A 20,754-nucleotide genomic window follows, 5' to 3' on the forward strand; every position below is an offset into this window, starting at 1 on the left:
TCAAACCATCCACCGTCCAGCGCCCGGAGGCTGTGCGCCATGAGCGACGACGAGCGGCTGCCCCAGCCCGCCACCGCCGACATCGACCTCGTCACCGTCCTGCACGCCCTCGGCGACCCCGTCCGCATGACCCTGCTGCTCGGCTACGCCGACGACGCCGAACACTCCTGCGACCCCCGCGCCCTGGGCCTGGACCACCTCCACAAGTCGACCGTCTCCCACCACATGCGCGTCCTGCGCGAAGCCGGCGTCACCACCACCCGCGTCGCCGGCCGCAACCGCTTCGTCAGCCTGCGCCGCGCCGACCTCGACACCCGCTTCCCCGGCCTGCTCGACGCCCTGCTGGCCGCCGCCCCGCCACCCGCCCCCCGACACCCGGCCGCACCCGCATAGGGTCCTCGACGGCCCCGGGCGCACCCGGGGCGCCGGCACCGCGGAAAGGACGGAACGTGCCGATCAGGGGCGTGCTCTTCGACGTCGACGACACCTTGTTCGACTACTCGGGCTCGGAGGGGGCCGGCCTCCTCGCCCACCTGCGGGCCGTGGGCCTGCTGGAACGCTTCCCCACCCCCGAAGCCGCGCTCACCCTGTGGCGCGAGATCATGGAAGTGCAGTACGCGCGCTTCCTGACCGGGGAGTTGACGTTCACCGGCCAGCAGCACGAACGCACCCGGCGCTTCCTCGCCCACCTGGGCGAGGACGGCGCCCACGGCCTGACGGACGAACAGGCGGCAGCCTGGTTCGCCGACTACGCCGCCCGCCGCGACGCCGCCTGGGCCGCCTTCCCCGACGCCGCCCCGGTGCTGGCCGCGCTCGCCCCCGCCTACCGCCTCGGCATCGTCTCCAACTCCTCCACCGGCCACCAGCGCCGCAAACTGCGCGCCATCGGCCTGCTGCACCACTTCGACGACGCGGCACTGGTCTGCTCCGACGAGCACGGCGAGGCCAAGCCCGCCCCCGGCATCTTCCGGGCCGGCTGCGAGCGGCTGGGCCTGGCCCCGCACGAGGTCGCCTACGTGGGCGACAAGTACGACCTCGACGCGCTCGGCGCCCGCGACGCCGGCCTGCACGCCTTCTGGCTCGACCGCAGCGCCCGCACCGCCCCGCCCGCCCCGCCCGCCCCCGGCATCCGCGTCCTGCACTCCCTCGCCGCCCTGCCCGCCGCCCTGGACACCGCCCCGGACATCACCCCGGCCGCCGCCACCCCGCCGCCCCGGCCGTAGCCCCGCCGTAGCCCCGCCCGCCGCCTGGCCCGGGAGCCGAGCGGGCCCGTCCCTCAGGCGTCGGCGCCGAACAGGGCCCGGCAACCGTCCGTCAGACCGGTGACGGTCACCGGCGTCCGCCGGTGGCGCTCCCAGTCCTCGCGGCCCAGCCGCAGGCGCCGGGACTCCACGACCCGGCCGTCCAGCACGTCGCGGCTGATGCCGTCGGGCCGGTAGCCGAGCCTGGCCGACACCGCGAGGGAGGAGTGGTTGTCGGCGAAGGACACCGAGGTCGCCGAGTGCGCGCCCAGCTCCGCGAACGCCAGGTGCAGCATCGCGGCGCGCATCTCGGTGCCCAGGCCGCGCCCCTGGTGCTCCAGGCCCACCCACGACCCGGAGACGATCTCGCGGCGCACACCGAAATCCGTGGCCCGCATGTCCTGCACGCCCACCGGACGGCCCTCGTGGAAGGCGGCCAGGTCCAGCGCCCAGTCCTGCGGCGTCCACCGCCCCCGGCGCCGCCAGTGCATCTGCAGCACGTGCCGCGCCCGCTCGGCGGCCGGCAGCTCGCCCCACGGGACGAGGAAGGGACGCACCTGCGGCGGGTGGACGCCGCGGGCGGCGAGGTCGGCCACCTCGCCCAGCTCCTCCTCGACGGGCAGCCGCAACTCCAGGCGGGGGGTGGTCACGCGCAGCCCGATCAGGGGCCAGTGGTCGACGAGCATCGGCACAGTGTGCCCGCCGCGCACGCCACCCGCACCAGGTTTCCCCGTCCGGCCCCCGTCCCCGCCCCCGCCGGCCGCGCGGACACGGTGAACTAGAGTCCCCGGCGATGACCACTGAACTGAGGGACGGGGCCGACACCCGAGGGTGGGCCCTGGTACGGGGGAAGACCGCGCAGTGCGGGTGGCGGCTGCTGGCCGTGCACCTGGTGTTCGCGGCGGTCGGCTGGGGCGAGCTGAAACTGTGGGAGCGGCTCGGCGAAGCCGGACTGTGGCACACCCGCGACATCGCCGCACTGGCCGTCCACGGCCTTGCCGCCGCCTGGTGCTGGAGCGCCGGACTGCGAATCCTGGACGGCGGCACGGGCCTGGCGTCGGCACTGCGCCCGGACGTCGCGCGGGTGGCGCGCCTGGGGGGCTGGCTGGTGCTGCTGAACGTGACGGGCGTGCTGGGGTTGATCGCCGACATCGACGTCGACGCCTTCGCCGGGCTGGTCTTCTCGCCCGTGTGGAAGGCGGTCGCCCTGTCCTGCGCGTACCTGGTGTTCGCCGCCGCGCTGCTGCCGATGGCGGTGCTGCTGGAGGGCCGGGGCGTGCGGCGGGCCTGGCGGCTGACTCACGGTTCGTGGCGCACGGTCGCCTGGGTGCTGCCGGTCGTGGTGCTCGACGCCCTGGCGTCCGCAGTGCTGACCTCCCTGCCGCTGACCGCCGCGGGCGTGTACCCCAGGCCCTCCTCCTACCCGCTGCTGCAGGCCGCGGCGCTGGCGGGCGGCGCGGTGAAGGGCGCAGCCGTCGCGGTGCTGCTGTACGCGGCCTACCGGCGGGCGGCGGCCCCGCGGGGCGAGCGGGCCGACACCCCGCAGGGCGGCCTGCAAGCCGGCCCACCCCGCCCGCAGGTACGCGCCTAGCGGCCGGCGCCCCGGCAACCGGCGGTTGGCGCCGTCTAGCGTGACGACCGACCCGTCGTAGACGTGGTCCGGCGCGAAGTCTCGCTGCCGATCAGGACGAAGGAGCCGGTGCGCATCGGGGCGGCGGTGGCGGGGGCCGGCGTCCCGCGCGGGGTGCTCTCCTGCGGCCCGGCCCGGCCCGGCCCGGCCCGGCCCGGACACCGAGGCCGGGGCCAGGGCCGGCGCCAGGGCCGGGGCCGGGGCCGTCAGAGGCTGCGGGCGGTGATGTCGCCGCGGGAGGTGGTGGCGCGGATGTCCAGGCCGGTGGAGCCGTCGTTGCGCAGGGCGTTGCTGATGCGGCCGTAGGCGGTGGAGGCGTCCAGGGCGGCGGAGGCGCCGGTGGCGGCGCCGACGGTGATGTCGCCGCACTGGGTGCGCAGGCGCACCGCGCCCCGCCGGGCCCGGGTGATGCGGATGTCGCCCCGGGTGGTGGCGATGTCGGCGGGGCCGTCGAGGCGGCCGACCTCGATGTCGCCGTCGACGGCGCTCAGGCGCACCGACGCGGCCTCGTCGACGCTGATGCGGCGGTAGGCGCCGTCGAAGGCGAGGTCGCCCAGGCGGCCGACGGCGCGCAGTTCGCAGGCGGCGGCGGTGGCTTCGACGTTCGAGCCGGCGGGCAGCCGGACGGTGACCTCCACGGCGCCGTGGGAGCCGAGGAGCGGGTTGGCGGGCTCGGGCACCTGGACCCGCAGGATGCCGTCGGCGTAGGAGACGGCGGTCTGCCCGGCGGTGCGCACGTCGCGCTTCTTCGCGGGGTCGGCGGGGCGGACCTCGACGGCGGTGTCGGCGCGGTCGGCGGCGACGAACTCGACCCGGCCGGCGGGCACGGTCAGGACGGCGGTGATCGGGGCGGGGGTGGCGAAGGTCTGCATGGCGCTCTCCGGCGTTCGGTCGTTGTTTCTGACATTGGAAACGCTACGTTGCTTTCTGATTGTGGGCAACGATGATGTTGCGTCATTTCGGTATCTGCGCTGGCCATGGCCGGTAAAATGTTGCAACCGCCCTGACGGTAACGCAACGTCAGGACGTACGGTTCATTGCAATGGAGCGAGGTGAACGCTATGGCGGGCACGTCGGGCACGTCGGGCACGTCGGGCACGGGCGCCGGCTGCGCCGGGCCGGCCGGCGGTCAGGTCGCGTCGGGCAGGTGGCGTGCCGCCGCGAGCTCGGCGAGCGTGCGCAGCCGGGTGAAGTAGGCGGCGCAGTACTCCTCGGCGAGCAGGGGCACGACCCGCCCGAGGCCGGCGACGCACGCCCACAGGTCGGCGACGCCGTCGGCGTCGAGCCCGCCGTCCAGCTCCCGCCGGACGAGGCCGGCGACGTCGGCGTCCAGGGCGACCAGGTCCGCGCCCTCGATGCCCACGCCGCGAAAGCTCGCGGGGAACGGGGCACGCCGGTGCTCCTCCCACAGCCGGGCGAGCCGCTCCTGCGGCCCGCCCGGCCCGTCCTGTGCCGGTGCCGGTGCGGCCCCGGCCGCCGCGGGCGGGTGCAGGACCAGGTCGACGGTGTCGAACACGGCGCGCACCAGGTCCACGGCCCTGACCGGATTGACGGCGGCACTGGTCGCCGTGCCCCGCGCGAGCCGCTCGCGCAGCCGTACCCCCCGCTCCAACTCGCCCGCCAGGTAAGCCGAGACGAGCCCCGCCCCGCTCGCGCGCCCGATCAGCTCCTCCAGCGGGGCCTCGACGGCCAGCCGCTCGGCGAGGACCTGCTCCACGGCGCACAGGGCATGGGCGACGGCGACGGTGGCGAACTCGTACCGGTAGTAGGAATGCCGGATGAGCTCGCGGGAGGTCTCCAACGCGCTCATGACGGGCATCGGCGCGCCCTCGGGCAGCACCAGGTCGGCGACCAGGGGGTGCATGGCCGCGTAGTCGGGCACGACATCACGGACGCGCAGGTCCGGTACGGGAGTGTCCATCCGTGCAGTCTCGCCGCCCGCGGGCCGCCGCTGCCACCGAATCGGCCCAGGAGCCCGCGACGGGCGAGCGCCTACGGCCGGCGCGCGGGCAGCGGCCGCAGCCCGGGCCACCGCGCGAGCATGCCCCCGCGCACCTGCGCGGCCAACCGCCCCAGACCCGGCAGGCCGCCGTCCTCGTCGGCCGTCGAGGCGACGACGCCCAGGCGGTGGACCAGCCGCTGGCGGGCCGTCGCCGTCCCCCACGTCCAGTCCTGCTCCCGGACCCTGGCCAGGTGGTCGACCCCGCCGCGCTCGGCCCGCTGGACCAGCGCGTCCCCCCGCAGCAGCCAGCCCGCGCACGCATCGGCGACACCGCCCCCCACCTGCGCGCCCGTCGCCGCGCGCCACGCCGCCCGGTAGGCGGCCTCCGCCGCGTCCAGCAGCGCGGCGGGCGGGGCGGTGGAACACCAGCACGTCGGGAAACCGATGCGCAGGTAGGCGAGTTCGACCAGCCCGCTGCCCAGCGACGCCTGCTCGAAGTCGATGAACCGCACCCCGCCACGGGTGTGCATGTCGTTGCCGGGGCACGGGTCGCCGTGCAGCAGGGCGTGCCCCGGCAACGCGCGCAGCCGCTCCACCAGGGCCTCCAACTCGCCCCGCACACCCGGCGCGACGCTCGCCCCGACGGCGCCGGCGAAGGCCAGGAAGGAGTCGACGTCACCCGCCGTCGGGCCCCGCCAGACGGGCAGCGCCCCCGCGTCGCCCGCGCCGGTGGCCGCATGGAGGCGGGCCAGCGCCGAGGCGTAGTCGACCAGCCAGTCCTCGCCGGGCGGCCGGTGGTCGAGGTGTTCGAGGACCAGGACCCGCTCGGCGGGATCGGTGCCCAGCAGCCGCGGCACCACGGCCGGCTCGACCCGGGAGGCGAGCCGCAGCGCCGTCACCTCCCGGGCGTACCGCTCGGCGGCCTCCGGGCCGTCGACCAGCTGCTTGACCACCGCCGGCGCACCCGACAGCTCCACCCGCCACACCCGCGACCGCGGACTGCTGTCCAGCAGGCGGGCCCCCGAGGCGCGCCGAGTCCGGCCCGCAGCATCTCCCCGAACGGCAGTTCCGGTCCCATCGGCCCATCCTCGCACGCGGTCCGGCGGCGCCGCCCTGCCTGGCGGCTCCCCGCCCGGCAGGGCGCCAGCGGCACTGAGGTAGCGTCAGGCCCGGAAAATCCCAGGCCCCAGGGGGGCGGCCGGGGACGCGACCGGCACCGGCGAGCGACCGCAGCACCCGCGGGACGCACCCGCCGGGCAACCCACCCTCCCCGGCCGTCCCCACCACCCACGGAGCCCTTCGATGACCGAGACCCCCGCCGCCCTCGCCCCCGGCACCGCCCTGGTGCTGGTCGACCTCCAGCACTGGATCGTCAACCGCCCCTCCGCGCCGCTCACCGGCGCCGCCGTGGTCCGCTCCGCCGCCCGGCTGAAGGACGCCTTCGAGAGCGCCGGCCTGCCCGTCGTCCTCGTCCGCTACGCCCGGACGGACGGCAGCGACGGCGGCCCCGACTCCGCGTTCAACCGCTTCGCGCCCGACGTGGCCGCCCGCCCCGGCAACGAGGTCGTCACCAAGTACGGCATCGACGCCTTCGACGGCACCGACCTCGCCGACCGCCTGCGCCGCCTCGGCGCCACCGCCCTGGTCGTCGCGGGCATCACCACCGAGTACGGCGTCGGCGAGAGCGTGCGCACCGCCGTCACCCTCGGCTACCCCACCACCGTCGTCGAGGACGCCGTCACCGCCCTCGCCGCCCCGGCCCACACCGCCGCCCTCCAGGCCTTCCGCGACCTGGGCGTCACCGTCACCGACACCGACGCCCTCCTCGCCGCCACCACCCCGGCCTGAGCCCCCGGGCCGCGCGGCGCCCCGGCCGGCGGCGCCCCTCCGCCGGCCGGCCAGGACGAGGCCACGGCCGCCGAACCCGCCCACCCGGGCGTGACCTGCACGCGGTCAAGCACCAGGCCCGGGCCGGCCGAGCGCCCCATCCGCAGCCGTCCGCTGCCGTCCGCCGTTTCACCGTTCGCAGCCGTCTGCCGTCCGCTGCCGGTGGGGTGACAGCGAGGTGTCGGCGGCCTGCAGGTGGCGGCTGCGATCTTGAGGTGTGGGCGCGCCGCCACGCACGAGCGCTCCGGCCCGCCCGCACCCGTCCAGCCGCCCCCGCACGAGGAGCCTGCCGCCGATGACCCCCCGACCCCAGCCCCAGCGATGGGACGTCCACCGCCTGCCACGCGCCGAGGGCAAGGCCTTCCTGGTCACCGGCGCCAACGCGGGAATCGGCTACTTCATCGCGGAACAACTCGCCGAAACCGGGGCCGACATCGTCCTCGGCAGCCGCGACCCCGCGAAGGCCCGGGCCGCCATGGCCTCGATCCGCTCCCGCGTCCCCGGCGCGCGCCTGCGCCACCTCCGGCTCGACCTCGCCGACCTGCCGTCCCTGAGGACCTCCGTGGACGCCCTGGACCTCGACCGCCTCGACGCGGTGGTCCACAACGCCGGCGTCGCGCTCGACGAGCCGCCGCGCCGCGAAACCAAGGACGGCCACGAGCTCATGTTCGGGACCAACCACCTCGGCCACTTCGCGCTGACCCGGTGGCTGGCGCCCCTGCTGTCCGCCGCGCCGGCCGCCCGCATCGTGACGGTCGGCAGCTTCGCGGCGAAGACCGAGCACCTGGACCTGGACGACCTGCAGTCGACCCACGACTACCGGCCCAAGCGCACCTACGGCCGCTCGAAACTGGCCCAGATGTACTTCGGCTTCGAACTCGACCGCCGCCTGCGGGCCGCCGGCAGCACCGTGATCAGCGTCGTGGCCCACCCCGGCGGCGCCCTCGACTCCCTCACCCCCGCCCGCCCCGCCGTCCACGAGACGACCGCCGGCGAGCGACTGACCGGACTGCCCGCCGGCCTCCTCGTCCAGGGCAAGTACGCCGGAGCATGGCCCGCCGTGCGGGCCGTCCTCGACCCGCAGGTCCAGGGCGGACAGTTCCTGGGGCCCCGGGTCCTCGGCCTGCGGGGCAAACCACGCCCGGAACCCCTCTACAGCCGGCTCACCGACACCGAGGTCGCCGCCCGACTCTGGGACGCCAGCTGCGCCCTGGCCGGCGTCGAGCACGACCTCGGCTTCCGCCCTGCGCCCTGACCCGGCGCGGGCCTCACCCCCGGCGCGGGCCTCACCCCACGACGGGACAAACGTTGCCTGATGCGGCATCAGATCACACCCCGGGGCGTTCCCAGGAGTTCACCGAATGAAAGACAGCAGTCACCGGGCGTACGGTTCCTGCCGGCCGCCGTACGCGGTTTTTCGGGATTCGACGTTCAACTCCCCGACGGAAGCAGGCGGGCGCGCCCTCAATCCCTGGTGCCGACGAACCGGGCCCGACCCGGTGTGATCTTGCTCGCCGCCTCGATCTCCTCCTAGGATCAACGTCGCTTGGCCGGGCCACCTCACACGGGTGTGTCCGCAGTTCATCTAGGGGGATTTCTTGAAGCGCCAACTCGCGGCCTTCGGAGCAGCGGCAGCCACTGTCGCCGGGCTCATCACTTTCGCTCCCGCCGCCTCCGCGGCGGACGGCTACTGCAGCACGGCCGTCTCGGTCCCGTACGGGATCGGTCGTTCGCTGATTCCCAGCACGAGCGGCGGTTCGACCTCGTGCCTCATGGAGAACGGCTCCAGCGGGGACGACGTGGTGCAGCTCCAGCGGAGCCTCGCCGAGTGCAACGGCATCAGCGTGGGCCGGTGGGGCGCGGACGGCGAGTACGGCGGTGACACGGAGAGCGCCGTCCGGACGTTCCAGCAGGGGCACAACCTGTCCCCGGACGGTATCTACGGTCCGGCCACGCGCAGCGCCATGCTGTGGAACGTGTACGACTACATCGGCAACTGGACCGGCTGCCGTCACCTGTAGGACGGTCCGGGCACGGTTCGTACGAACACCCGGCCGGGGTTTCCCGGCCGGGCGTTCTGCGTGCCCCAGCCCCGGACGGCTCAGGAGGGCTCAGGGCATCACCGTCCGGTCCGGAGCGGCGGCGTCGCGGCCGGGCTGGGCCTCCGTCAGGTAGAGGTCGTTGCCGTTGAGGCCGGACTCGGACATGATCCGGGCGTGCGCGCCGGGGGTGACGGTCCAGGCCTCCTCGCTGGTGCGGCACTGGCCCAGGCGGGCGTTCCAGAAGTCGCCGACGGTCACGCAGCCGGTGAAGCCGCCGTCCGGGTCCTGGGCCCGGCGAGGTTGGTGGTCGTGCCCTCCGACCGTAGCTCCCAGCGTTGCCCGGCGACCGGCCCGCCCACTTCGAGGCTCACCTGGCTGGTCCCGTCGGCGTGGTGCAGGCGGGTCCGGGTGCGAACGTTGCGCAGGGTGTGGACGGGCCGCGCCGCGCGGGCGGTGGTGGCCGGGGCGGCGAGCGGGAGCGGCCGTGGCCGTCGCCGTCGCCGTGGCCGTCGCCGATGGCGAGACGGCCGGGCGGACGTGGCCGGCTCCCCGCTCGGCAGCCGGGCGGGGTGCGCCCGGGCGGGTGGGGGAGTCAGAGCGCCAGGGCGCTCTTCACCTGGGCAACGGACGGGTTCGTCGTGGCCGTCTGCTCGCCGCCGGGGCCGGGGGCGAGCATCGTCGGCACGGTCTCGTTGCCGTCGTTCACCGCCCGCACCGCGGCCGCGCCCTCCGGGTCGCGCCAGATGTCGACCCAGTGCACCAGGCGGGCGTCACGGCCCAGTCGCAGGCGCAGCCGCAGGCAGTACTTGCAGCCCGGCCGCCAGTAGACGACCGGCCGCCCGTCGGCCGCGCTGCGGCGCCGCGCCTCGGCCGCGCCGACGGATTTCGGGAACGGCAGAGGCGAGTTCACGAGGGCGAGCAGGACGAACATCAGCAGGAACACCGCGGCCGGCACGGGTCCGCCCCGGGCGGCGAGGCCGGCCGCGGCGACCGAGCCGATCAGCACGAACAGGAGCGGCAGCATCCACGGACGGCGCGTCATGGGTCGGCAGGCTACCGGTGATTCGAACGCCCCGTGAACGAAGGGCGTCCCCTCGCGGACGGCGGGAGGGGCGGGAGGGGCGGGTGGGCGGCGGGAAGGACGTCGCCGCCCCGGCCCGGGTCAGGCGAGGGCGGCGGCCAGGCGCGCGGGCAGGGTGGCGTACGGGCGGCAGTCGAGGACGGGCAGGGCGTGGGCGGCGGCCCGGTCGGCGAGCCAGGCGGAGTAGCGGGCGCTGACGGCGGCGCGCTCGGGCTGCGGGCCGTCGGCGGGTTCGCGGTCGGCGTAGTTGGCGGCGATGCGCGCCGGATCGCCCTCGTGGAGGAAGACCGCGCGTACGCGCCGGCCCTGCGCGGCGGCTTCGGCGGCGGCGCGGGCGGCGGCGCGCGGGGTGAGGTAGTCGCCCTCGACGATGGCGGGCACGTCCACGGTGAGCCGGTTGCGGACGACGCCGAGCAGGGCGTCGTCCAGGGCGTGGGCGGTGGCGATCTGCAGTTCCAGGACGCGGTCGGCGCTCGCGGCGGGGCCCGGGGTGCCGAAGTGGTGCAGGCCGGGGTGGGTGGCCGCGGTGGTGGCGGCCCGCAGGGCGGCGACCACGTCGTCGAACTCCACCGTGAACGCCCCGTGCCGGGCGGCGAGGCGGGCGGCGGCGCGGCTCTTGCCGAGGCCGGAGGCGCCGCCGATCAGCAGGACGTCCCACGGGCTGTCGTCGGTGTGCATACGGGCACGGTAGGCGCCGGGGCGGGCGACCGGACGGGCGGGGGCGGTGAGCGGCCGGGGCGGCGCGGGCGGTCCGCGGATCGGGTGGTGGGCGCGGTGAGCGGCCCGGGCGGTAAGCGGTCCGGGTGGTGAGCGGTCCGGGCGGTAAGCGGCGGTCCGGCTGGTAAGCGGTCCGGGGCGCCGGTGGGCTCTGCGGGGTGGGGAGGCGGCCGAGGCCCGCCTTCCGGCCCGGCCCCCGGCGTCGGCAGCCGGCCCAAGGCCCGGTCCGCGGGTCCGCCGCCCGCACCGCGCGGTGCGGGCGGCGGAGAAGCGGGCGGCGGTCAGGCCGGGGCCCCCTCCCGCGCCGCCGGGGCCGGCCTGACCGGCCGTGCGGGTCAGGACCGGTCGCCCGTGGTGGCGCGGCGTACCGCCCAGGGCAGGACGAACCACAGCGCGGTGAAGACCAGCGCGACGACGCAGGTGATCGCCACCGCCACCGCCGCCCCCAGGACGACGTCCAGGACCAGCAGCACGGCGCCGGTCAGCGCGGTGGCGAGCAGCAGCAGGCCGGCCTGGGCGATGCGGGCGGAGACGGTGACGATCCGCTCCTTCCCGGGGTGGCGGTACAGGCCGCGGTGCAGGGCGACGGGGGTGGCGAGAACGGCCGCGGCGATGACGGTCAGCAGCAGGGTGGCGACGTAGATGTCCTGCTGGGCGTCGGTGAGTCCGGAAAAGCGCGGGGTGAAGGCGACGCCGAGGAGGAAGGCGAAGACGATCTGCACGCCGGTCTGCAGCACCCGCAGCTCCTGCAGCAGCTCCACCAGGCGCCGGTCGGCCCGCACGGCCGGGTTCTCCCAGCCGGGCGGGGACGCGGGGGAGGGCGGCGGGGAGGGCGGGGGAGGCGCGCTGGTCATGGGTCACATTGTGGCGGCCCGGCGCCCGGCGCCCGGGCCCGGAGGCAGGGGGCCGGGTGCCCGGACGACGGCTAGGGGCGTCCGGGGCGTGGGGAGGGCTCGGGCCCGGCGCCGTCCAGGCGGTCCTGCCAGGCGGCGAGCAGGGTCTGCAGGGCAGCGGCCTCCTCGGGGGCGAGGTGGGCGAGCAGGCGGTGCTCGTTGCGCATGTGCGCGGTGAACGCCTCGTCGATCAGGCGCCGCCCCGCGTCGGTGAGGGCGACCACCCGCCCGCGCCGGTCGTCCTCGGCGGGGCGGCGGGTGACCAGCCCGGCGCGCTCCAGGCGGTCGATCCGCTTGGTCATCGCGCCGGTGGTGACCATGGTGTGCGCGGCCAGCTCGCCCGGGGCCCGCTCGTACGGGGCGCCGGCCCGGCGCAGTGCGGCGAGCACGTCGAACTCGCCCTCGCCGAGGCCGTAGCGCTGGTAGACCAGGGTGAGTTCGGCGGTCAGGCGGGCGGCGAGGCGGTGCAGGCGGCCGATGACGGCCTGCGGGGACACGTCGAGGTCGGGGCGCTCGCGCCGCCACTCGGCCTGGATCTGCGCGACGTGGTCGGCGGGCTGCCCGGGACGGCGGTCCGGGTGCTGCCCCGGCCGCTGCGCCACGTGCGGCCCCGGGCGCTGCGCCGCCTGGCGGCCCGGCTGGTGATCGGCGTGCTCCATGCGGCCATCCTACCCACGGTAGCTTCCCGGGAAGCTATATTGTCTTCCATGGAAGCCAACGCGCGCTGGGTCCTGCCCACCGCCCTCGCCCCGCTCGCCTGGGGCGCCAACTACCACGTCACCCACGCCTACCTGCCCGCCGACCGCCCCCTGTGGGGCGCCGCCCTGCGCGCCCTGCCCGCCGGACTGCTCCTGCTCGCCCTCGCCCGCCGCCGCCCCCACGGCGCCTGGTGGTGGCGCAGCGCCCTGCTCGGCCTGCTCAACACCGCCGTCTTCTTCGTCCTGCTCTACCTCGCCTCCCAACTGCTGCCCACCAGCGCCGCCGCCACCGTCATGGCCGCCTCCCCGCTCACCATGCTGCTCACCGCCTGGGCCCTGGCCGGCCGGCGCCCGCCCCCCGCCCACCTGGCCGGCGCCGTGGTCGGCCTGGCCGGGGTCGCACTGACCCTGCTCGGGACGGGAGAGGGCATCGGCTGGACCGGCCTGACGGCCTCGGCGGCGGCGATGCTGGTCTCCTCCGTCGGCTACGTGCTCGCCGTCCGCTGGCGCGAGGGCGCCGACCCGCTGGCCGCCACCTCCTGGCAGCTGACCGCCGGCGGCCTGATGCTCCTGCCCCTGGCCGCCGCCGCCGAAGGCGCGCCCCCGCCGATGGACACCCCCACCCTGCTCGCCTTCGGCTACGTCACCCTGATCGCCACCGCCCTCGCCTTCACCTGCTGGTTCGCCGGGCTGCGCCACCTGCCCGCCGGGACGGTGGGCCTGCTCGGGCTGCTCAACCCGCTGGCCGGGGTGCTGCTGGGCACCGCGCTGGACGGCGACGCGTTCGGGGCGCGGCAGGGCGCGGGGCTGGCCCTGGTGGCCGCCGGGATCCTCCTCGGGCGGCCACGCGGCCGGGCAGCCGAGCCCGGGCCCGGCCCCGGTCCCGGGCCTGCCGCTACCGGCACCGCCGCTACCGGCACCGCCGTCGCCGGGGCCGCCGCCGGTGCGCGCTTGCCCGCCGGCCGGGGCGCGTGATCGGATGGCGCCGGCATCGCGTGCCGGTGGCGGACTGCGTCAGGCATGGAGGTGCACGACCGAAGGGACCGCCTCCGTGGCCTCCCGCGACAACGGCCGTACGGCCGCCCTCAGCCTTCAACTCTCCCGCGCGCACCAGGACTTGCGCCGCCGCCTCGCCGACGTCCGCACGAACCTCGGCCGCCGGCGCCCGCACGACGACACGCTCCTCACCCACTGCCTGGCCTTCTGCACCGCCCTGACCAACCACCACCAGGGCGAGGACGACGGGCTCTTCGCCCAACTCCTCCTCGAACGACCGGACTTGGCACCCACCGTCGCCAAACTCGTCGAGGACCACGGGTTCATCTCCGCCATCCTCGCCCGGGTGCGCGAACTCGCCGAACTCGCCGACCTCGCCGCGCGTGCCGCACCGGCCGCCGGATCGTCCGACACCGGCCCGCCCGGCCCGGCCGACCTGGCGGCGATCGGCCGCGAACTCGACGGCCTGGCCGCCATCATGGACTCCCACTTCGCGTACGAGGAACGGGCCATCGGCGCCGCGCTGGACGCCGGAGTGGGCGACGACGGCTGGTCCGCGCCGGTCCTGCGCTTCGCGACGCCGTAGGCGCACCGGCCCCTTCGAGGCACCGGCCCGGCGCCGGCCCGGCCCCGCCGGTGCCCGGGCCCCTGCTGCGGTGCTGCAGGCGCCGCTGCCCGTAGGCTGGGCGGGCCGCCGCGGCACAGACCGCCACCAGGCGGACAAAACCGACCGACCGAGCGACAGAAACGGGCAGGCAGGGGCCATGCAGTTCGACGACCAGGGCGACCTCGACACCTCACAGGTGGACGACCGGCGCGGCATCCCCGGCGGGAAGGTCGCCATCGGCGGCGGGGCCGTGGGCCTGATCGCGGTGCTGTTCGCCGTCGTCCTCGGCGTCGACCCGCAACTGCTGGGCCTGTCCTCCGGCAGCGGCTCCGCCTCCTCCTCCGGCGCGCGCACCGCCGGCCAGGCGCAGCAGGCCTGCAAGACCGGCGCGGACGCCAACAAGCGCCAGGACTGCCGGATCGTGGCGGTCACCAACAGCCTGCAGGAGTTCTGGCGCACCGAACTGCCGCGCCGCACCAACCTCCCGTACAAGAACGCCGAGACGGTGCTGTTCACCGGCCAGGTCTCCACCGCCTGCGGGTCCGCGACCTCGGCGGTGGGCCCGTTCTACTGCCCCGGCGACAAGAAGGCCTACGTCGACCTCGGCTTCTTCGACGAACTCTCCTCCCGCTTCGGCGCCAAGGGCGGCCCGTTCGCCGAGTCGTACGTCGTCGCGCACGAGTACGGCCACCACATCCAGACCCTCACCGGGGCCATGCAGAAGGTCGGCAACGACCGCCAGGGTGCGAGCAGTGGCTCGGTGCGCCTGGAACTGCAGGCCGACTGCTACGCCGGGGTGTGGGCGCACCACGCCACCACCACCCCGCAGCCCTCCACCGGCCGCCCGCTGATCGCCTCCCTCACCGACCAGGACATCGCCCAGGGCCTGGACGCGGCCGCGGCCGTCGGCGACGACCGCATCCAGAAGCAGGCCACCGGCCGGACCAACCCGGAGGCGTGGACGCACGGCTCCTCCGAGCAGCGCAAGGCCTGGTTCACCACCGGCTACCGCAGCGGCGACCTCGGCCAGTGCGACACCTTCGCGGCGGCGAAGCTGTAACCGGCGGGGGCGGGGGCGGGCCGGGCCGGGGCCGGGGCCGGGGTTGCTCAGGCGCCCCGCACGAGGCGGCCGACGATGGCGGCGGCCTGCTCGGGGTGCCCCTCCAGCCAGGCGCCCAGGCGGTCCCGGACGGCCCGGGCGACGCACGCGCGCACGGCGGTGTTGCCCAGCAGGTCGCGGATGCAGCCCTCGAACTCGGGGTCGTCGAGCTTCACCGACACCACCGCCGTCAGGCCCGCGCCGACCTGCTCGGCGGTGAGGCCGGGGTCCGTCGCGCCCGGCAGGAGCCGCTTCCTCGCGTAGGCGGTGACCGCGGCCGCCACCCCGTCCCGGAAGCCGACCACGTGCGTGCCGCCGGCGGTGGGCCGACTGTTGGCGAAGCTGCGGATCCGCTCCTCACCGGCGTCGCGCCAGCGCAGCGCCACCTCCACCGTCCCCGCCATCCGCGGGTCCTCGCCCTCGACGCCGATGACGGCCGTGGCCGCGGGCGCCGGATCCCGGGCGTCGAGGAGGGCGACGAAGTCCCGCGTCCCGCCGGGGAAGCGGAAGCGAACGGACCGGCGGTCGCCCGGGCGGCGCTCGTCGGTCAACGAGATCTCCAAGCCACGGTTCAGCAGGGCCAGTTCCCTGAACCGCTCCGCCAGCGCGTCGAACGAGTACCCGGCAGTCGGGAAGATGTCGGTGTCGCGCCAGAAGGTGAGGGTGGTCCCGCTCGCGGCCGCCGGCCCCGCCTCGGTGAGCGGGGTGAGGGCCACGCCGCGCGCGTACTCCTGGACCCAGCGGGCCCCCTCACGCCGGACCTCGGCCGTCATCCGGCCCGACAGGGCGTTGACGACGGAGAGCCCGACGCCGCCCAGCGCCACATCGTGGCGGCCGCCGGGACCGACCCCGGCCCACGTGCGGGTCAGGAGGGCTTCCAGGGCGGGACCGCCGCCCCGCGCCTCGTGGAGGGGGACGCCCGCGCCGTCGTCGGCGACACGAACACCGCCGTCGAGCAGGAGAGTGACGTCGACGCGGCTCCCGACACCGGCCAGGACCTCGTTCACCGCCCGGTCGGCGACCTCGAACACCAGGTGGCTCAGACCGCGTTCACCGGTCGAGCCGATGTACATCCCGGGCCGCCTGCGCACGGCTTCCCGCCCCTCCAACACCTGGATGCGGGCGGCGTCGTACGCGGTGGATTCCTGGCTCACGGTGTCCCCTCCGAAAATGGCCGGCAGAGCTCCACAGCCTAGGCGAATTTCGCCATAACACCAGGTCAGAGCCTATGTGGCGACGGCGTGGACGGGTGCGTGAGCGCCCGCCCGAAGGCCGCCGCCCCAGCCGGCCGCGACCGCCGCCGCAGCACGGCCACGCCCCCGCCCAGGGCGCGTACGGGGCCGTTGCGGGCGGACCCGAGAGCCCCGGTCCACATTTTCTCCGCGCCCGTCGGGGCCCCGGCGATGGGCCCCGGCGGCGGGCGACCGGGGCGTGATCACGGTTTGGCGACCTTTCGACCGCCGGGGGCTCCGACCGCCCGTCCTGGCGTTCGGGCAACGGTAGGTTTTCGGGCGCACACACTCTTGATCGTCACGGGGGATCCACCATTTCCACTCAGCCCGCCGCGCCCGCTCCCACCGCGCCTGCTTCCGACGCCGCGCTCGCTTCCGACGCCGCGCCCGCCTCCCATGCCGCCGCCCCGGACCTGCCCGTCCCCGGCGAGGAGCAGCTCAGCTGCCAGAACTGCGGCTCCGTCCCGGCCGTCGACGCGACCTTCCGCGGACACCAGGGCTTCATCGTGGTCCTCAGGTACCTCAAGCGCCGGGGGCCGTTCTGCCGCAGCTGCGGCATCGCCGCGCACCGCGACATGACCTCCGACAGCCTCTGGCAGGGCTGGTGGGGCATCCCCTCGATGATCGTCAACCCGATCGTCATGCTGCTCAACATCCCGCAGCGCCTGAAGGTCAACAAGCTGCCGCAGCCGCTGCCCGGATCACCCCGCCCGCCGGCGGACCCCGGCAAGCCGGTGTACCTGCGGCCCACGATCCTCGGCGTGCTCATCCCGGCGGTCCTGGTCTCGCTGATCGTCCTCGTGGAGAAGGACGACCCCGAGTTCGCCAAGGCCGGCGACTGCATCCACAACAGCAACCCGATCGTCCTGCCCGGCGCGATCGACAACAACCCCGACGTCCAGGTGGTGCCCTGCTCCGACCCGAAGGCCGAGGCCCGCGTCCTGGGCCGCAAGGACGACACCAGCGACGGCGAGAACGTGTGCCGCACGTCCTTCCCCGCCGCCGACGGCTACTTCACCTACAAGCGGGGCGGCGACAAGTACACCCTGTGCCTGCAGAGCCTGAAGCAGAAGCCGGGCACGGTCCCCCTCCCGTAGCGGCACGGCCTGGCCCAACCCCCGGACGCGCGTGGGAAGTCGATCCCGCCGACTTCCCACGCGGCGTGGCCGTCGCCGAGCGCGTTCGACAGCGGGCGGGGTCAGCGGGCGGGGGTCAGCGGGCGGCGGGGCGGACCATCGCGGTCAGGCGGGGCGAATCCGGTGAGGCCTCCTGCGCGTTGAACGCCCGGTATCCCCAAGTCCCGTAGAGGCGCTGGACCTTCCCGTCCCCGGCCAGCGGGTTCACCATCAGCACGGCCCGGCCCTCGGTACGGCCGGCCAGCAGCGCGTCGTGGATGCGGCGGGCGGTGCCGGTGCCGCGCCACGGGGCGCGGACGCCGATCTCCCTGAGGGCCAGCGCCGGGGTGTCGGCGAAGCCCTCGGGCAGGGGTTCGGCCAAGCGCGTCCAGTACCGGTCGCCGGGCTCGACGGTGTTGCCGTAGGCGTAGCCGACCGGTACCCGGCCGTCGTGGGCGAGGACCAGTGCGAAGCCGGGCTCGGCGGCGTACCGGTCGAGGCGTTCGGCGAAGGTGGCGACGCTGTAGTTCGGCAGGTGCAGCAGCGGGGCGCGCACCTCGGCGTAGACGGCCAGCAGATCCTGCCTGGCCTCGGCGGCCAGGGCGGTGTGGTGGCGCAGGTCGACGGTCACGCGGGGTCCTCCAGGTGGCATGGGCGCACCGGCTGCGGCTGCGGCTGCGGGTCGGGCCGCAGGGGATCGCGAGGACACCGAGCCGCCCGTTCCCCGGCGGCTCGGCCCCGTCAGGCGGCCTGCCGAGGCACGCGGTTCCGGCTTCGGCTCAGACGTCGCCGAACTCGCCGGAGCGGACGGCGGCGACGAACGACGTCCAGGCCTCGGCGGGGAAGACGAGAGCCGGGCCATGAGGGTCCTTGGAATCGCGGACGGGCGCCACACCGGGGAATCCGGGAGCCACCTCGACGCAGTCACCGCCGTTGTTGCTGTAGCTGGACTTGACCCAGGAGGCGTCCGTCAAGTCGACGTTCTCGTTCATGCTGAGTCCGTTCCCGCCTGGCTGACCGCGGGGACGATGCCCCCCACGGGCTGGAGTTGATCGCTTCGGGTTTCTCTACCCACCAGTCCCTGTGCCCAAGCCCGGGCCGCCGGCCGGACCGCGCAGGTCCGAGCCTGCGAGTTCCGGGCTTTCGCTCAGACGTCGCCGAACTCGCCGCTGCGGACGGCGGCGACGAACGACACCCAGGCCTCGGCGGGGAAGACGAGAGCCGGGCCCTGAGGGTCCTTGGAATCGCGGACGGGCGCCACACCGGGGAATCCGGGAGCCACCTCGACGCAGTCACCGCCGTTGTTTGAGTACGAGGACTTGAGCCAGGACGCATCCGTCAGGCCGACGTTCTCACTCATACCGAGTCCCTTCACCTGGCTGATCCCGGGAACGATGACACTCCACGGCACAGCCTGGCACGGCGTCGGGTCGGAGTCGATCGCAGGCCGGCGACAGGTCGAAGGTGCGGGGGCGGATGGGGATCGTCCGATTGCGGCCTGGGACGTGGCCCGCCGGAACGAGGTAGCTTCCTGGTAGCACCGCTGGCTCACGGATCGGGCAGGTGGGCGCGAGCGCGGGAGGGTTGCTGTGCTGGAGGAGCGGGAGTCGATCGGCAAGCGGGTGCGGCGGGCGCGGCTGCGGCTGGGGATGACCCAGGCCGATTTGGCCGCCGCCATCGGCAGGACGCAGGGCTGGGTGTCGAAGGTCGAGAAGGGCACGATCGAGCTCGACCGGGCCGGCACGATCAACCAGATCGCGGCGGCGCTCCACTGCCACCCCAACGACCTCATCGAGAGGCCCTTCGTCGCGGGCAAGGCATCGGAGAACCAGTGGCAGGTGTCGGCAGCCGCGATCCTGCGGGAGCTTCGCCGGTACGACCTCACACCGGTGTTCGACGGCGAGCCGCGGTCGTCGGCCCAGCTCTGGCGCGAAACCGAGCTCCTGCACCGGCTCAGGGACGCGGCCGCCAACGTGGCCGTCCTGAAGGTGCTCCCGGACATGCTTCGCGAAGCACGCACGCTGGCCGAGGTGTCCACCGGCCACGAGCGTGAGGAGGCGTTCGCGATCTACGCGATCGAGTGCAAGTTCGCGCACACTGCCGCACACACCCTCGGCCACCCCGAACTCATCGCCATGGCCTGCGAGCGGGCCGCCTGGTCGGCCCGGCTGTCCGGCGACCCGGTGATGGAAGCGGTCGCGGACTGGATGCGGGTGTGGGACATGTGGGCCACTGCGGACTGGGACGATGCCCTGGCGCTGTCCGACAAGGCGCTTCGGCTCGTCGAGGACCGCTATCGCGCCAACGACCCCCTGGCCGTGCGGGCTTGGGGCGCCATGCACCTGCGCGCCGCCGTGTCCGCCGCACGTGCCGGCCGACGGACGGAGGCCGAGGACCGCATCCGGCATGCCCACGCGGCAGCCGAGTTGATGGCCGGAAGCCGGGCAGAGCCGCCCTTCGACCGGCACTCGCTGACCTTCTCCAGCGGCAACGTCCAGGTCCACGCAGTGTCGGTCCAGTTGGAGATGGGCGACCACGCCCAGGCACTGATCCTCAACGAGCGTGCCGACCCCGCGAAGGTCGCCGCCCTCCCCGCGTCCAGGCGGGGCCACCACCACATGGACCTGGCCCGCGCATGGCTGTGGGAGGGCAACCGCGACAAGGCACTTCGGGCCCTGGAGACGGCGGAGAGGACCGCCCCGCAGCTCGTGCGCAACCACCCGATCGCCCGCGCCACCCTGCGGAAGATCGTCTACGCCGAGCGCTCGGCCACCCGCGAGAAGCTGCGCTACATGTCCGACCGCTTCCACCTGGACGGATAGGGCAGTATTCCGCCGATTCATATTCGACAGTAGTCGTGCAACTACCGTCTGTGTGTATGAGTGGACGACACGCGGCCCCCGGGAAGCCTCGCGACCCTGCGCCACTGCAGGCACCCCGCCTCGGCGACCTCGCCTACGACACTGCCCCCGGCAGAGCCGGCGTCGGGACGGACATACCCGCAAACGGTGTCCGGGCCGACCACCTGCGCCCCGAGGGTGCCAGTGGCGGACCGGAGAGGACCGCTCCGAAGGACGGATCCGCCCTCCGTGGCCCGACCGAGCCCTAGCAGCCGGCCAACGTCCCTTCAGGCATGGGTGGCGTAACGCCGCACTCATTCGTCGACATTTTCCATGGGGTACTTGCCATGCTCACTGTCCACTGCGCCCGCACGTTCGTCGCTCGACTGGACTCGCGGACCGAATCCACGCCCGTGGCCCGCTACTTGCTCCGGGCCTACCTCGCCGCGCTCCCCGCCGGAGAGCGCTACGCCGACGTCGCGGAACTGCTCCTCGGGGAGCTGTTCGCCAATGCCGTCCGGCACGGCGACGCGCCTGCCGACCGGCTGATCGAGGTCCGCTTCGCCCTCGCCGGTGACCGGCTTCGGCTGGAGGTGCACGACGCCGGCGCCGGGCGTCCCTCCGTCCGTGCCGCCGCACCCGACGACGAGTGCGGACGCGGGCTGTTCCTCGTCCGGTCTGCGCGGCCCTGGGCATCCCCGCCGCCGAAGCGGCCCGCCGCCTCGACGACTGCC

At 75.1% G+C, this 20,754-nt stretch carries 25 protein-coding genes; 12 read left to right on the top strand and 13 right to left on the bottom strand.

Going from position 1 to position 20,754, the window contains the following annotated elements; genetic code table 11:
• Positions 1 to 39: 39 nt before the first annotated feature.
• Both IF30_RS0131160 and IF30_RS0131165 read left to right on the top strand, forming a co-directional pair.
• On the top strand, positions 40 to 393 hold the full coding sequence (locus IF30_RS0131160; RefSeq protein ID WP_030244696.1) for an ArsR/SmtB family transcription factor: 354 nt from the start codon (positions 40 to 42) through the stop codon (positions 391 to 393).
• A gap of 56 nt (positions 394 to 449) precedes the next feature.
• Positions 450 to 1,223, top strand: a complete 774-nt coding sequence (locus IF30_RS0131165; RefSeq protein WP_051711622.1) for an HAD family hydrolase — start codon at positions 450 to 452, stop codon at positions 1,221 to 1,223.
• Between the two features lie 53 nt (positions 1,224 to 1,276).
• On the opposite strand, the gene IF30_RS0131170 is transcribed toward IF30_RS0131165, so the two are convergent.
• Positions 1,277 to 1,927 carry a GNAT family N-acetyltransferase gene (locus IF30_RS0131170; RefSeq protein WP_030244698.1) on the bottom strand — a complete coding sequence of 217 codons (651 nt, stop codon included), beginning with the start codon at positions 1,925 to 1,927 and terminating at the stop codon, positions 1,277 to 1,279.
• Between the two features lie 107 nt (positions 1,928 to 2,034).
• On the opposite strand from IF30_RS0131170, the gene IF30_RS0131175 reads away from it, so the two are divergent.
• Positions 2,035 to 2,832, top strand: a complete 798-nt coding sequence (locus IF30_RS0131175; RefSeq protein ID WP_030244700.1) for a hypothetical protein — start codon at positions 2,035 to 2,037, stop codon at positions 2,830 to 2,832.
• A gap of 245 nt (positions 2,833 to 3,077) precedes the next feature.
• Here IF30_RS0131175 and IF30_RS0131180 read toward each other — a convergent pair whose 3' ends face one another.
• The 3 genes from IF30_RS0131180 to IF30_RS0131190 form a co-directional block, all read right to left on the bottom strand.
• Entirely contained in the window at positions 3,078 to 3,743 is a 666-nt protein-coding gene (locus tag IF30_RS0131180; RefSeq protein WP_030244702.1) for a DUF4097 family beta strand repeat-containing protein, read from the bottom strand.
• A gap of 257 nt (positions 3,744 to 4,000) precedes the next feature.
• Positions 4,001 to 4,792, bottom strand: coding sequence for a hypothetical protein (locus IF30_RS45770; protein ID WP_234322912.1), 792 nt, complete (start codon positions 4,790 to 4,792; stop codon positions 4,001 to 4,003).
• A gap of 71 nt (positions 4,793 to 4,863) precedes the next feature.
• On the bottom strand, positions 4,864 to 5,790 hold the full coding sequence (locus IF30_RS0131190) for a phosphotransferase (RefSeq protein ID WP_234322913.1): 927 nt from the start codon (positions 5,788 to 5,790) through the stop codon (positions 4,864 to 4,866).
• A 325-nt stretch (positions 5,791 to 6,115) separates the two neighbouring features.
• Between IF30_RS0131190 and IF30_RS0131195 the strand changes: the two genes are divergently transcribed.
• From IF30_RS0131195 to IF30_RS45775, 3 genes are all read left to right on the top strand, one after another.
• Positions 6,116 to 6,661 (top strand): cysteine hydrolase family protein, encoded by a 546-nt coding sequence (locus IF30_RS0131195; protein WP_030244707.1) that lies wholly within the window; start codon positions 6,116 to 6,118, stop codon positions 6,659 to 6,661.
• 334 nt (positions 6,662 to 6,995) lie between these two features.
• On the top strand, positions 6,996 to 7,955 hold the full coding sequence (locus IF30_RS0131200; protein WP_030244709.1) for an SDR family NAD(P)-dependent oxidoreductase: 960 nt from the start codon (positions 6,996 to 6,998) through the stop codon (positions 7,953 to 7,955).
• Positions 7,956 to 8,298: 343 nt separating this feature from the next.
• Entirely contained in the window at positions 8,299 to 8,721 is a 423-nt protein-coding gene (locus tag IF30_RS45775; RefSeq protein WP_078891855.1) for a peptidoglycan-binding domain-containing protein, read from the top strand.
• Positions 8,722 to 8,811: 90 nt separating this feature from the next.
• Here IF30_RS45775 and IF30_RS0131210 read toward each other — a convergent pair whose 3' ends face one another.
• From IF30_RS0131210 to IF30_RS0131230, 5 genes are all read right to left on the bottom strand, one after another.
• Positions 8,812 to 9,000: a hypothetical protein gene (locus tag IF30_RS0131210; RefSeq protein ID WP_030244712.1), complete on the bottom strand. Its 189-nt coding sequence runs from the start codon at positions 8,998 to 9,000 to the stop codon at positions 8,812 to 8,814.
• A gap of 334 nt (positions 9,001 to 9,334) precedes the next feature.
• Positions 9,335 to 9,784: a glutaredoxin domain-containing protein gene (locus IF30_RS0131215; RefSeq protein WP_051711627.1), complete on the bottom strand. Its 450-nt coding sequence runs from the start codon at positions 9,782 to 9,784 to the stop codon at positions 9,335 to 9,337.
• 120 nt (positions 9,785 to 9,904) lie between these two features.
• The gene (locus tag IF30_RS0131220) at positions 9,905 to 10,501 is read right to left on the bottom strand and encodes an AAA family ATPase (RefSeq protein WP_030244716.1); all 597 of its coding nucleotides are present in this window, start codon (positions 10,499 to 10,501) and stop codon (positions 9,905 to 9,907) included.
• Between the two features lie 374 nt (positions 10,502 to 10,875).
• Positions 10,876 to 11,394, bottom strand: coding sequence for a DUF6328 family protein (locus IF30_RS0131225; protein ID WP_037901728.1), 519 nt, complete (start codon positions 11,392 to 11,394; stop codon positions 10,876 to 10,878).
• A 71-nt stretch (positions 11,395 to 11,465) separates the two neighbouring features.
• Positions 11,466 to 12,092, bottom strand: a complete 627-nt coding sequence (locus IF30_RS0131230) for a MarR family winged helix-turn-helix transcriptional regulator (RefSeq protein ID WP_078891856.1) — start codon at positions 12,090 to 12,092, stop codon at positions 11,466 to 11,468.
• A gap of 48 nt (positions 12,093 to 12,140) precedes the next feature.
• Between IF30_RS0131230 and IF30_RS0131235 the strand changes: the two genes are divergently transcribed.
• The 3 genes from IF30_RS0131235 to IF30_RS0131245 all read left to right on the top strand — a co-directional run bounded on the left by IF30_RS0131235 (position 12,141) and on the right by IF30_RS0131245 (position 14,794).
• The gene (locus IF30_RS0131235; protein ID WP_051711629.1) at positions 12,141 to 13,106 is read left to right on the top strand and encodes a DMT family transporter; all 966 of its coding nucleotides are present in this window, start codon (positions 12,141 to 12,143) and stop codon (positions 13,104 to 13,106) included.
• 76 nt (positions 13,107 to 13,182) lie between these two features.
• Positions 13,183 to 13,713 (top strand): hemerythrin domain-containing protein, encoded by a 531-nt coding sequence (locus IF30_RS0131240; RefSeq protein ID WP_030244723.1) that lies wholly within the window; start codon positions 13,183 to 13,185, stop codon positions 13,711 to 13,713.
• Between the two features lie 178 nt (positions 13,714 to 13,891).
• Positions 13,892 to 14,794 (top strand): neutral zinc metallopeptidase, encoded by a 903-nt coding sequence (locus IF30_RS0131245; RefSeq protein WP_030244725.1) that lies wholly within the window; start codon positions 13,892 to 13,894, stop codon positions 14,792 to 14,794.
• A 47-nt stretch (positions 14,795 to 14,841) separates the two neighbouring features.
• Here the strand turns inward: IF30_RS0131245 and IF30_RS42245 are convergent, their stop codons facing one another.
• The gene (locus tag IF30_RS42245; protein WP_030244727.1) at positions 14,842 to 15,987 is read right to left on the bottom strand and encodes an ATP-binding protein; all 1,146 of its coding nucleotides are present in this window, start codon (positions 15,985 to 15,987) and stop codon (positions 14,842 to 14,844) included.
• 584 nt (positions 15,988 to 16,571) lie between these two features.
• Here IF30_RS42245 and IF30_RS42250 point away from each other — a divergent pair.
• Complete coding sequence (locus IF30_RS42250) at positions 16,572 to 17,162, top strand: LppU/SCO3897 family protein (RefSeq protein WP_158835617.1); 591 nt, start codon at positions 16,572 to 16,574, stop codon at positions 17,160 to 17,162.
• Between the two features lie 115 nt (positions 17,163 to 17,277).
• Here IF30_RS42250 and IF30_RS0131265 read toward each other — a convergent pair whose 3' ends face one another.
• The 3 genes from IF30_RS0131265 to IF30_RS0131275 form a co-directional block, all read right to left on the bottom strand.
• On the bottom strand, positions 17,278 to 17,832 hold the full coding sequence (locus IF30_RS0131265) for an acetyltransferase (protein WP_030244731.1): 555 nt from the start codon (positions 17,830 to 17,832) through the stop codon (positions 17,278 to 17,280).
• A gap of 127 nt (positions 17,833 to 17,959) precedes the next feature.
• Positions 17,960 to 18,172, bottom strand: a complete 213-nt coding sequence (locus IF30_RS0131270) for a DUF397 domain-containing protein (protein ID WP_030244732.1) — start codon at positions 18,170 to 18,172, stop codon at positions 17,960 to 17,962.
• A gap of 155 nt (positions 18,173 to 18,327) precedes the next feature.
• Entirely contained in the window at positions 18,328 to 18,540 is a 213-nt protein-coding gene (locus IF30_RS0131275; protein WP_030244733.1) for a DUF397 domain-containing protein, read from the bottom strand.
• 229 nt (positions 18,541 to 18,769) lie between these two features.
• Between IF30_RS0131275 and IF30_RS0131280 the strand changes: the two genes are divergently transcribed.
• Together IF30_RS0131280 and IF30_RS0131285 are read left to right on the top strand one after the other, a co-directional pair.
• A complete protein-coding gene (locus IF30_RS0131280) occupies positions 18,770 to 20,002 on the top strand; it encodes a helix-turn-helix domain-containing protein (protein WP_030244734.1) in 1,233 nt (410 codons plus the stop codon).
• A gap of 365 nt (positions 20,003 to 20,367) precedes the next feature.
• Positions 20,368 to 20,754 (top strand): ATP-binding protein (locus tag IF30_RS0131285; RefSeq protein ID WP_051711636.1); only part of this gene is annotated, 387 nt, incomplete at its 3' end.

It is taken from the genome of Streptomyces sp. NRRL S-350 (assembly GCF_000719705.1).
GTDB lineage: Bacteria > Actinomycetota > Actinomycetes > Streptomycetales > Streptomycetaceae > Kitasatospora.